Annotated in this window: 12 protein-coding genes; 7 read left to right on the top strand and 5 right to left on the bottom strand. The window is 46.2% G+C overall.

The genetic code is table 11. The features are described from left to right. The first annotated feature begins 36 nt into the window (after window positions 1-36). The 4 genes from E7X57_RS02975 (at window position 37) to E7X57_RS02960 (ending at window position 4562) form a co-directional block, all read left to right on the top strand. Window positions 37-1014, top strand: a complete 978-nt coding sequence (locus E7X57_RS02975) for a deoxyhypusine synthase family protein (protein WP_135610418.1) — start codon at window positions 37-39, stop codon at window positions 1012-1014. Then, complete coding sequence (locus E7X57_RS02970; RefSeq protein ID WP_135610416.1) at window positions 1011-2063, top strand: decarboxylase; 1053 nt, start codon at window positions 1011-1013, stop codon at window positions 2061-2063. The genes E7X57_RS02975 and E7X57_RS02970 overlap by 4 nt, the downstream gene beginning before the upstream one ends. Before the next feature lie 236 nt (window positions 2064-2299). Next, window positions 2300-3892, top strand: coding sequence for a lysine--tRNA ligase (gene lysS / locus E7X57_RS02965; protein ID WP_135610414.1), 1593 nt, complete (start codon window positions 2300-2302; stop codon window positions 3890-3892). Between the two features lie 4 nt (window positions 3893-3896). After that, window positions 3897-4562, top strand: coding sequence for a bifunctional 2-polyprenyl-6-hydroxyphenol methylase/3-demethylubiquinol 3-O-methyltransferase UbiG (locus E7X57_RS02960; RefSeq protein ID WP_135610412.1), 666 nt, complete (start codon window positions 3897-3899; stop codon window positions 4560-4562). Here the strand turns inward: E7X57_RS02960 and E7X57_RS02955 are convergent. Further along, entirely contained in the window at window positions 4536-4781 is a 246-nt protein-coding gene (locus tag E7X57_RS02955) for a pro-sigmaK processing inhibitor BofA family protein (protein WP_135610410.1), read from the bottom strand. The two genes, E7X57_RS02960 and E7X57_RS02955, sit on opposite strands and share 27 nt — an antisense overlap. Before the next feature lie 155 nt (window positions 4782-4936). Between E7X57_RS02955 and E7X57_RS02950 the strand changes: the two genes are divergently transcribed. Then, window positions 4937-5905, top strand: coding sequence for a hypothetical protein (locus E7X57_RS02950; RefSeq protein ID WP_167880868.1), 969 nt, complete (start codon window positions 4937-4939; stop codon window positions 5903-5905). Between the two features lie 44 nt (window positions 5906-5949). Here E7X57_RS02950 and E7X57_RS02945 read toward each other — a convergent pair whose 3' ends face one another. From E7X57_RS02945 to hisF, 4 genes are read right to left on the bottom strand one after another with little or no spacing between them, the layout of a single operon-like run. After that, window positions 5950-6366, bottom strand: coding sequence for a nucleoside 2-deoxyribosyltransferase (locus E7X57_RS02945; protein ID WP_135610406.1), 417 nt, complete (start codon window positions 6364-6366; stop codon window positions 5950-5952). Continuing rightward, a complete protein-coding gene (locus E7X57_RS02940; protein ID WP_244603576.1) occupies window positions 6363-8801 on the bottom strand; it encodes a DUF3656 domain-containing protein in 2439 nt (812 codons plus the stop codon). Before E7X57_RS02940 ends, E7X57_RS02945 begins: the two co-directional genes overlap by 4 nt. Before the next feature lie 2 nt (window positions 8802-8803). Next, entirely contained in the window at window positions 8804-9091 is a 288-nt protein-coding gene (locus E7X57_RS02935; RefSeq protein ID WP_135603670.1) for a MazG nucleotide pyrophosphohydrolase domain-containing protein, read from the bottom strand. A gap of 41 nt (window positions 9092-9132) precedes the next feature. Next, window positions 9133-9954 (bottom strand): imidazole glycerol phosphate synthase subunit HisF, encoded by an 822-nt coding sequence (gene hisF, locus E7X57_RS02930; protein WP_135610402.1) that lies wholly within the window; start codon window positions 9952-9954, stop codon window positions 9133-9135. Window positions 9955-10082: 128 nt separating this feature from the next. Here hisF and E7X57_RS02925 point away from each other — a divergent pair, with 128 nt between their 5' ends. Both E7X57_RS02925 and E7X57_RS02920 read left to right on the top strand, forming a co-directional pair. Beyond that, on the top strand, window positions 10083-11855 hold the full coding sequence (locus E7X57_RS02925; protein ID WP_167880867.1) for a DUF11 domain-containing protein: 1773 nt from the start codon (window positions 10083-10085) through the stop codon (window positions 11853-11855). A gap of 81 nt (window positions 11856-11936) precedes the next feature. Further along, complete coding sequence (locus tag E7X57_RS02920) at window positions 11937-12242, top strand: hypothetical protein (protein ID WP_244603575.1); 306 nt, start codon at window positions 11937-11939, stop codon at window positions 12240-12242. Window positions 12243-12278 lie beyond the last annotated feature (36 nt).

The raw sequence follows: 12278 nt of genomic DNA, 5'->3' as shown, positions 1-12278 counted from the left end.
GGAATTCCATCACCCCATACTTAACGGTGATCTTTAATGGTAAAAGTGAAGGACCTAAAATGGAAACAGGATATGCGAGTGTCTGAGCTTGTCGATTCCTACGAATTCATCGGATTCCAGAGCGTTGAGCTCCAGCGGGCATCCGAAGTAATAGTTAAGATGAAAAAGGATTCTGCAAAGGTATTCCTGACATTTACCTCCAACATGGTCACCTCCGGTCTGAGAGGGTTCTTTGCCCAGCTTATCGAGCTGGGAATTGCCGATGTCATCGTCACCACTGTAGGTGGTCTTGAAGAAGATATCATGAAGGCCACGGGAGAGGATTTCCAGATCGGCTCGTTCCAGACCGATGATGTGGAACTGCATGAAAAAGGCATTAACCGTGTGGGAAACCTGCTCATTAAGAACGAGAGCTACATGAACTTCGAGAGCCTCATCGAGAGGATCCTCAAGAAACTTTATGAAAAACAAAAACGCTGGGCTGTTTCCGAGATGCTGCGTGAGATCGGACTAATGCTCGATGACGAGAACTCGATCCTTTACCAAGCAGCAAAGAACAACGTACCGATATTCTGCCCGGCCATCACCGACGGTGCATTCGGTTTCCACTTATACCTGTTCCAGCAGGACCATCCTGATTTCATGGTAGATGTTGTCAAGGATTTCGGCAACATTCTGTTCGCAAGCAGCTTCGATGACCGCAAGGGTGTCATCGCACTGGGCGGATCAATATCAAAGCACCATGCTATCCTGAGCACACTCCTCAACGGAGGTGCCGAATACGCAGTATATATGACAACTGCCCACCGCACCTCGGGAAGCATGTCCGGTGCCAACACCAACGAAGCAAAGTCATGGGGAAAGGTCAAGGACGAGAGCGATGTTGCAACTGTCATCGGGGACGTGAGTATCACATTCCCGCTTGCCATGATACATGCACTTGATGAGCTCGCAGAGGACGGTCTGCTGGAAAGCCTGAAAAAGAATACTGAGGACAGCGGAGTGAGCAAATGACCAATTCAACCGTCCCGTCCCCGAAATTCACATTATCAAAAAAGGTAGTTCTTGAGCAATACAACAAGGTAAAGGAAGTCGTGGACATCCCCGCCTTTAGCTCCAAGACGAACCCCAGGATCAGCCCGATGATCGAAGAGAACACCGACGGTTTCCTTAGCGTGCATATGATCAACGAGCTCAAGCACGTAAAGGACATGTCAAGGGTGCTTTTCCTGGCACAGGGATGGACCTCGGAGATCGTGGAAGATCTCTATAAGAGAGGCATTCGCTCCTTTGCCGTTGACAATGAGTTCGACCTCGATATTTTACTTTCAACAATGGAGCTCACCGACTGGAAGATCACACTTCTGCTCCGCCTGAAGCTCAAGGAGCATTCCCTGAGGACTGAGAGATATTTCGTTTTCGGAATGAGGTCCGATGTTATCAATGAAAGGGTAGCACAACTGAAAGACAACTCCCACATCGAACAGCTCGGAGTGCACTTTCACAGGAAGACACAGAACGTCAACGAGTGGAAGATCCAGCAGGACATCGAGGACGTCCTGTCAGAAGAGACACTTGAGGCCATCGATATCCTCAACATCGGAGGAGGCCTGCCTTCAGAATATGCCAACACCAACGTCGATGTCATCGGTGGGATATTCAGAAGACTTACAGAGCTTAGGGAATGGCTTCATGAGAAGGACATACAGCTCATGATAGAGCCAGGAAGGTTCATCTCAGCACCTGCAGGCAAGCTCATCACCTACATCACAGGCGTCTATGACAACAACATCATCGTGAACGCTTCCGTCTACAACAGTGACATGGATGCTATACTGGTACCTGTGAAACTGAGAGTTGAAGGCGAGGTTGGCAACAATGTCGGCAATCCGTATGTTATCAAGGGCTGCACCCCATGCTCAATGGACCTTTTCAGGTACCGTGTGTACCTTAAGGAAGATCCGAAGATCGGGGATGAGATCGTGTTCATCAATGCAGGAGCTTACAATTTCACGTCGAACTTCTGTGACCTGGAAGAGATCCCTACGGAAATAATAGAATGATGAACAATTGTCTGACACATCCGCGGTCAGACCGATAATTTACGAATGTAAGTATGGCCACTGCGGTGGTCTACTATCCTTTTTTACATCAGGTTGCTGTACCGTGGCAGCAAGATCTTCGGCAAAAGGAAACATGTTATATATAAAAGAGAACATGCAGATATTCCTCAGATCCGAAGATAGATCTAAAGATTTCAACACTTATACTGATCAGATAATACACATGGTGATAATTAATGGCAGAGATCAAACACTGGGCAGAAGTCGTTGCTGACGAAGCTCTGGAAAATGGGACAAAACACAGGATATCCACAGGGATCACACCTTCCGGCCACATCCATATTGGAAATATGAGAGAGGTCGTAACCGCAGATGCAGCATACAGGACGCTTGTGGAAAAAGGTGCTGAAACCGATTTCATCTACATGGCCGACAACTTCGACCCGCTTCGAAAGGTCTACCCTTTCCTTCCGGAAAGCTATGCAGAACACGTCGGAAAACCAATTTCCGAGATACCCTGCCCATGCGGGGAATGTGAAAGCTACGCAGAGCACTTCCTCAAACCTTTCCTTGAAGGACTTGAGAAACTTGGCATCCACCCGAAGGTCTACCGTGCAGACCAGCTTTACAAGAGCGGCAGGTTCGTTGAGGCTATCAAGACAGCACTTATCAAAAGGGATGATATCGCAAAGATCCTCAAGGAAGTATCAGGAAAGGATGTGTTACCTGAATGGAGCCCGTTCAACCCTATCTGCCAGGAATGTAAAAAGATCAATACAGCAGTAGTCACCGGATTCGATGCAGATGCTGAGACCGTGGACTACGAATGTTCCTGTGGTCATTCCGGCACAGTTCCAATGGCTGGTGGCGGAAAGCTCACATGGCGTGTGGACTGGCCTGCAAAATGGAAGATGATGAATGTAACAGTCGAACCATTTGGAAAGGACCATGCATCAAGAGGCGGCTCATATGATACAGGAAAGAGGATCGTACGCGAGATATTCGACCACGAGCCACCGCAGCCTATCGTCTACGAGTGGATCATGCTGGGACAGAAAGGTGCAATGTCATCATCAACCGGTGTAGTAGTCTCAATTTCCGATATGCTCAAGGTCGTACCGCCTGAGGTACTGCGCTACCTGATCATGCGCACAAAACCTGAAAAACACATCAAGTTCGACCCGGGACAGCCACTGCTGACACTTGTGGACGAGTACGAACGTCTCAATGCCAATACTGAGATCGAAGGTCTCAACAAGCGTGTGCTGGAACTCTCACATGCAAAGGGTATCTGCCACACAGACATCCCGTTCAAGCACATGACAACCATCTCCCAGGTAGCACATGGTGACTTCGATAAGATCATGAAGATCGTGGAACGTGCAGGATACGACACCAGCAACGAAAAATGTATCAGGGAACTGACAAACAATGTCTCCAACTGGCTTGAGATGTATGCACCACCATTTGCAAAGTTCAGCGTAAAGGATGAACTGCCTGAACAGACCGCAACACTCTCTGATGTGCAGAAAGCATTCCTCGGAGCAGTATCTGATATCATTGAAGCCAGCGGTGAACTGACAGGTGAGGATTATCACAACCTTGTATATTCTTCAAAGGAAGCAGGCTCTGACCTCCACCTTAAGATCGTGGAAAAGCTTGGCGTACCCGAAGACGAGCTGGAGATCAATCCAAAGGAAATGTTCAAGGCGATCTACACTTCAGTACTTGGCCAGCAGTCCGGACCTAAAGCAGGATGGTTCCTGTCATCCATCGACCAGGACTTCCTTGCAAAGCGCTTCAGTGAAGCATCAACATACAGACCTTAAGAGCATGACACAAGGACCGGCATCCTGCCCTCATTTTTCAGCATGGGACAGGGAATATTCCCATGTCAGATGGGGCGGTGCAGCACCGATCGAACCGATCCGCTCCCGCATCCCTGATGGATGCCGTATCCTTGATGCAGGCTCGGGGAAAGGTCGCCACCTTCTCCCCTTATCTAATTTTTACGATTGCACTGGCATCGATGTATCTCCCACAGCACTGAAAGCTTCAAGGGAATATCTTGCAAAACGTGAACGTGAAGCACAACATGCCGTATCTTCAATAACCGATCTTCCTTTTGCAAACAACAGCTTTGATGGAATCGTTTGTTTTGGAGTATTACAGCATCTCCTGGAAAGCGAACGTGAAAAGGCAGTATCAGAATTCAAGCGGATACTGAAACCCGGAGGAACGATCTTCCTGGAGGTATTCGGGGTTAAAGATATGCGATATGGAGGAGATGCCGTTGAACCCCACACATTTGTACGCCAGAGCGGGATAATCTACCATTATTTTACAAAAGAAGAAGTGCAGAATCTTTTCCGGGACTTCGGGATGCTGGACATCAATGATGTAATTACGGAAAAAAAGTTCAAGGGCGAGTCACACACCCGCCATATGATCAACGGAACTATCCAGCTGACATCAGAAGAAGATACCGAGATATGCTAAAAGCACTATCAGAACTGCTCCAATAACTCCTGTGAATGCACAGACCAGTATCACAACCCATGAAAAAGCAATGTTCAGACCCAGTGCAAAGTTGGCGATCAGAAGGAGAATCACACCCAATACGGTGTTCACTACCATATTCTTGACAGTCTTCAGCACCTTGTACAGAAGAAGAGCTATGATGATAGCCACCAGTACTACTATAATTTCCATTACCATGTTTATCTACTAAAAATAGATGTCAAAGATATTTAATCCTTACTTCAAAAAGTGTTTTGCATATTAAAACACCTAATCTAAAAAAAGAGGTGTTGCTCCAAATTTTTTAATACGATTAATGCACATTATTTTACAAGTGAGGAATGTTAAATTTGATGAGTATTGGAAGATCTGAAGCAGGCTTGCTATTCCTTGTAATTCTGATCACAGCAGGAGCAATATACGCAGACCATGTTGACAGAACAACTGAGATCCCGGATGAGAACAGGATCTTTGAGATCATCGAGTATGATATAGGAACGATAGATAGATTCTCCTGGATCCAAAGTCACTATGAAGTAGCGGTTGCAAATCCTGAGAATTTCAAGAGGTCCGCTGCTAATGGTACTGTGAATCTGAGACTATTGGGAGAAGATCTAGAAGTGCAAGTTCATGAATCGAGTGTCTTCACAAATCCGGAGATGTATCCGGACATCAAAACTTACCACGGGAAAATTGCTGGAATACCGGAAAGTTCTGCTTCATTTACAGCAGCAAATGATGTTGTTCTGGGGCATATTGATGCTGGAACTGAATCCTATTATATCGAACAGACGAATAAAAGATATGATGGAAAGGTCGTTCATGTCATCTACAGCTCAGATGCGATCGGGGAATCACATCTGAAAAGGAAGATCCTGTCCCTGGCAAGGATAATGGTGGACCTGAGACCAAAGTTCCAGAAAGGAAATTTGGAATTCACGGTCATTCCCGAAAAAACAACGGTACCAGAGAAAGAGAATTTTGATATTTACTTAACATTGACAAACGTTGGAGAAAAAACCATTAATGTTTGGGAAATGGCTGAACAGATCAGTTACGACATCTGTTTCTACGATTCAAATGACACCAAGGCCTCCTATGTTTGTGGAGTACTTATGAGAGAACAGATGACTAACGAAAACCTTGTTGAACTTAGTCCCGGACAATCCCTCAATACTACCTTTAATTCAAAGTGCTGGGACCTGAAAAAAGGGGAATATGCTCTTAATGCCATCTATCATACATCCACAGGCGAAGCCATCACAGAACCTTACTGGCTGGGTGAAGTGCAGTCCAACAACGTGACCATTGTCGTGGAGTAAAATATCGTTCCCTGAATAGAAAATACGCCATTCAGGAAAAGCCTTCAAAAAAATCCAAGGAAATCCCGGAGGATCATTTCGAGGTCTTCATTATCAGAATACTCTTTCACAGTGACGTTGCCATTGGTATTTCCCAGTATCATGGCAGAGACATTCGTATCCGGCCTATGGACACAAAGGATCGGAATGCCCTTGTTTATCGCGGAACATACTTCATAACCAACGCCTGTGGAAGCAAGGCTGACCTCTGCGATCATGCATTCACTTGTCCTTAGAAAGCCCATGTCACGTTCGAATATCTGAGTCTCGGTCATAAGTGACTCTGTCGCCTCGACACCATCGTGAGCCACATGCCAGCTCAAAACCTCATGCCCGTTCCTGCGAAGATAACTACAAATGAACTGGTACGCGGGAAGCATCTGCCTTCCTCCCCGTATGGAACCGGACAGGAATATCCTCATAGAACTCCCCTCATGTAATGGCCTGAAGTATAGCCATCAGTAATATCCTTGCATTTTCCAGCCTTCTTTTTACCATCCAGAGCAACACGATAGCGTTGTGTGACCTTTTTCACCTTCGAAGCATCCATAGTCCTTGCCTCGATCCTCACCGATGTCACACCTGCCTTGACAAGTTTGCCAATATTCTCGATCATGCAAAGCTCTTTTGAGTTCAGCACATGCATCCTGCAATCGTCATCCATGAGAACCGGGAAACAATACTCTTTCTCATCGAACAACTCGAACTCCCCATTCTCGCACGGGCGGGAACATCCGGCTCCTGTACTGAACAGGTCACCGACCATACAGTATCGTGATTCCATGACCTCAAGCCTGCCGTGGACAATGCACTCCACCGCACCGCATTGTGCGACATCTTCCACCTGGGACAATGACATTTCCGGAGACAGTACAACTGAATCGGCACCAAGTTGCTTCATGGATACATAGGAATGCAGATTGAAAACATTCATCGGACTATCAATGACCACATCCATACCCACACCTTTTGCAAGCCTGAATGTACCATAGTTCGAGACCACTGCACCATCAAACCCAAGGCCCTTTGCAAACCTGAGCGTTTCCTGCACGCGACCCATATCTTCATCAGATACGATCTTCGGAGTGTTCACGTAGATCTTCCGACCCTCTTTATTACATCTCTCGAAGGCTTCTTTCAGATCCAGAGGCTCCCTGCCCCTGAAAATTTCCCCACCGACATAGATGACATCTGCTCCGCCACTGATAGCACCCTCAAGCCTCCGGGACTCATCAACACTTACAACCAGCAAGGGCTTACCCGGATGCACTTCCTCACAGGCGACATCAGGAATTTCACAGCTGTCTTTAGGGTTACGTCGCGCTTTTTCGATCCTTAAAGCTTCCAGTTGGGACACTGCCATGTTCCTGATATCGTTAAGTGCCCTTATGGGAATGAATATATCTCCCGTAACAGTCACATCCACATCAATAGGCTCAAAAACAGAATTGCCTAATTTTGAGAGCTGCTGGATGACCTGCTCTTGCGTTGTCGGTTTCTTCTGGGCGACCTCAACAACATAATCAGATTCCACAGACACCGCATTGTCATCAGCATCCACCATTTCCAACTGCAATACTGAACCTGCAGCGATATCTGCCCTGATCCTCACATGAACTTTTCGTATCGGCTTTGGAGATGTGAATGTCTTTTTCAGCGAGTCCATTAAGGACCGGTCCATAGTTCTGTAAATTAAGTTCCCGGAACGAACCTTTTCAAAGAACGGGATCTCAACAATATCACCTTTTGTACCGGAATCAACTTCTTCACCATTCAGGACCATGCGTGTGATATTCTCACCTGCATTTTCCAGCCCTTCGGCACCGATCCCGTCCCCTAACGCCAGCTCGGTGGAAAGCTCTACCAGGATACGCCTGTCATCACTGTTGTATCCTACAACAGTACCTGCAACCACGCCACGATTGTATGGTTGCTCTCGACTCATCATGTCTGTTCTTGATGTGCCCTCAAGATAAACATCAGTAAATTCCCTGTTGAAAAGCTGTTCAAGTACAAGAGATTCCTCAGAGGATACGAAATACGAATCCGGATCAGCCATGTAGCGATCGATCAAACGCCTGTATGTGCTCACAACACCTGCCACATATTCCGGCCTTTTCATCCTGCCTTCTATCTTGAAGGAATCCACGCCTGCTTCGATCAGTTGTGGCAGCATTTCTGTTGTGTTAAGATCTTTCGGGCTTAAGAGGTAAGGGCCATCGGTGTCAATCAGTTCACCATCCAGTTCCAGTTCGTACATCTTCCGGCAGGGCTGGGCACAGTGCCCACGATTGCCACTCCTGCCACCGATCATACTACTCATGAGACATTGACCTGAATAGGAGATACAAAGTGCACCATGGACGAAAGTTTCGATCTCAACGTTGGTAGCCTGCTTTACTTCCTTTATCTCTTCAAGGGACATTTCCCTTGCAAGTACAGCCCTTTTGACACCAAGGTCTTCAAGAAAACGTACACCTTCACTATTATGAATGGTCATCTGGGTGCTTGCATGTATCGGAAGTTCGGGAACTATCTCTTTTGCAAGGGAAAGCAAACCGATATCCTGGACGAGGACCGCATCTGCACCGTATTCGCTCAGCGAGCACAACATTTTCGCAGCTTTTCCGATCTCCGAATCCTTGACCAGTGTATTTACCGTAACAAAGACCTTGACACCCCGAAGATGTGCATGATCAATAGCTTCCCGTATCTCTTCAAGGGTAAAATTGCCGGCATATGCCCTGGCACCCAGCGTCTTAGCACCAAGATATACAGCATCCGCCCCATTTTCAACAGCAGCTATAAAAGATTCCCAATTGCCTGCCGGGGCCAGAAGTTCAGGTTTTTTGCTCATGATCAGTCAGTACAAATGCAAGGATTCTTCCCGCAGGTAGGGCATACAAGCGGATACTTTTCCAGGAACGCTGCCTCGAGGTCGATCTCGAAGAGATTTGCCAGGGCACCTATCCAGGCAAAACAATCTGCAAGCTCTTCCCTCAGGTTCTCCATGTCCTCCCTGCGAACTGCCTCTGCCAGCTCCCCGATCTCCTCGACCAGCCAGAGAGTGGTGGCAGCAGCTCCTCTGCGTTTATCATTGTGTGCGTAGAGGTCATACATAAGTTTCTGGAATTCTGAGATCTCCATATTGTCAGCTCCTTAAATGTTATCAGGATAAAGAATTGTGATCAAAGCCTGACAGGAATATTCTTTTTATCAAGTGCTTCTTTCACATCACGCACAGTATACTCGCCGAAGTGGAAGATACTGGCAGCAAGTCCGGCATCAGCTTTACCATCGATGAAACCTCCATACATGTGCTCAGGTTTCCCGACGCCACCAGAAGCGATGATAGGGATCTCCAGCTCTTCTGAAAGTTTCCTTGTGATAGGGATATCGAAACCATCATAGGTGCCGTCACGATCCATACTCGTCAGCAAGATCTCACCGGAACCAAGCTCTTCTACCTTCTTCGCCCACTGGACAGCATCCAGGCCTGTGGGTTTGCGACCACCATAGATCACTACTTCATACCATGCAGGAGTTCCGTCCTCAAGCTCGAGAATTGTCTTGTCCTGATTATCCTCAACATCCGTATTGCGTTTGCAGTCGATAGCGGTCACAATACACTGTGAACCGAATATATCGGAAGCCTCCTTGATCAGCTGAGGGTTCTTCACCGCAGAAGTGTTGATGGATACCTTATCTGCACCTGCACGCAGAATTTGCCTGACATCCTCCACAGAATTGATACCTCCACCGACGGTCAGTGGGATAAAGACCTCGTTAGCAGTACGCTCTATCACATCGATCATTGTTGAGCGGCCTTCGTGGGATGCTGTAATATCCAAGAAAACAAGTTCATCCGCTCCCTGCTCATTGTAGCGTTTAGCAAGGTCCACAGGATCGCCTGCTTTTTTGAGATCTACGAATTCAACACCTTTGACCACGGTGCCACCTTCTGAATCAAGGGTAACATCAAGACAGGGTATAATCCTCTTTGTAAGCATAGTTTAGGTAATGAATGTCCTCTAATTAAATGTTGTTGAAGGATGAGAGTATATGCTCAAAAGGACGTGCACCCATCGTCACTCTGAACGGTATATTTAAACGCTATGAGCCACATAAAAAATGGCTAATGCATTTAAAGCGTATTGCTCTTGCAATCCTGATGGTCCTTTTTTTAACAGGCATATCCTCAGCTGCAGATGAATTCCAGTATGAGGAGATATGGGTGCATCAGGGGGTCTTTGATCTTGCAACAGGAGACAGGGCATCCGCAGAAAAATACACAGTCAAGCTCCATGAGATCAATGAAGATGATGACGGTTTTTCCGCTACATTACTTCTATATGTTAACGGAGAGTTCCAGAAGAGCTTCTTTGCAGATGCTTCGCTTAACAATGAATTCGTCCATGAAAAGGACCTCAAGGTAAGAACGCTTTCAATTGACGAAACGAAGGTTGCTCTCGAACTGTATCTTCACGAATACGAGCTTGTCTGGATACCATCTGAGAGCCGGAAGCTTGCAGTAGAAGACACGGTGCAGGTGGACAATGCCATCATCAAATTGCTCAATGTGAGTGATACCGTTGCTACTATGGAAGTTACAATCGATGGGAAAGCATACGTTAATGAATACGAAACAAATACCTATCAAAAATATTCAGATGACATACTGTTAAGAGTCACCTACATTGACAGGGATAACAAGGAGATCAATTTACAGTTGTACCAACCAGGTGAACCAGGCTTCAAAGTAGAGATCAACGGCCTTGCAGACCAGTATTCCCCGAACATACCTGCTTCTTTTGAGATAATCCTGAAAAACACAGGAACGATACCTGCAAGAGGTATCACCATCACTGCATCTGCCAGTAGCGGACAGCTTGATCCGGTAAGCTACGAGCTTGCAATGCTTGATACATTGAAGATCTACAAGATACCTGTCAACCTCACATTCCCCGAAACACCGGTAAAAGAGAACATAATGATCGATGTGAACGTTGACGGTTATGACTATAGGGGAAACAACTACCAGAATACAACGACAGCGCAGACCATTGTGGAACCGTACATATCTATTGAAAAGACAATTGATACCCATCTTCTGACAGAAGAGGACAAAACTAAAAGGAAGATCATCGTCGAAATGGTGGTCTACAACAATGCAAGTATTGGACATGAAGTTAACATACATGACCCAATACCTTCAACTTTCATGCCTGTGGGAGTGGAGGCAACGGACTGGACAGTATTCATTGGTGCCGGAAGATCAGAGAATATACGATACAAGGCATTACCCACAGTCGCCGGAACGTATGAACTGGGACCGGCAATTGCAAGCTGGTACTCACAGGGGGAAACTTACAGCGTTGTATCGGATAATGCTGCAGTGAACATCGATGTTGAAGGAGCATTACTGGAGATCGAAAAAGATGTTAGCCTCAATGATGTTTTCACAGGAGAGGAGGTTGACGTAACGGTAACGATCACGAACATCGGCACTAGTGATCTTGAAGTATCTTTAACAGAGGAGATCCCTGCCGGATTCAAATTCGTTAGTGGAGAGAAAAGCTGTGAAGGCTTGCTTGAGGTCGGGGATCAAAAGTGGATCACATATACGATGCTTGTACAGGAAGAAGGTATCTTTGATCTGCCACCTGCAATGGTTACATACACCGATGAAGAGAAACTTCAAGGGAAATTCGGATCGAACGTTGTGAAGCTCTATGTTTACTCACTTGGACCCGCTGAAATGAACATCGAAAGTGAGAGCATCAATATGGAAAATTCCTCACTCCCGAGAGGAGAACATGCAAGTTTTCTGTTATCAGCATTTGCCACAATAGCAGGTGTACTTTCCATCGTCCCGCTTATTGCATATTTTTATATACGCAGGTCACATTGAATAAGTCGAAAAGGTTGCATTAAACGCATACAATAAAAATAATCTGTACCCAAATCAAAAGGAGGAACTAAAACGGACATTGTGGGACTCAGCATAGCGGTATTTATATTCGCACTGTTCGCTGCTATTGTGCTGTATCTGCTTGTCAATTACTCTTCTTTAATGGCAGCCATTGTACTGCTCGTAGTTCCTTTAGTAACCATTGTTGCTGTACCTGAGACAGCAAATGTATTTCTGGCACATGAACATGCAAGGCTTGCAGGAGGACTTGTGCCCATCAACAACTATCATCTGCTGCTGTTCGTCTGGTCCACCATCATAGGGATCATACTCTATACAGAGTTCCTTACGTGGTACCTTTCAAAGAACAAGCGACCGATAAAATAAGAAATTCATGAAAATAAAAGACTGAAATAAAAGGTC

It is taken from the genome of Methanococcoides sp. AM1, assembly GCF_900774055.1.
GTDB lineage: Archaea > Halobacteriota > Methanosarcinia > Methanosarcinales > Methanosarcinaceae > Methanococcoides.
This window is presented reverse-complemented; position numbering and strand designations above follow the sequence as displayed.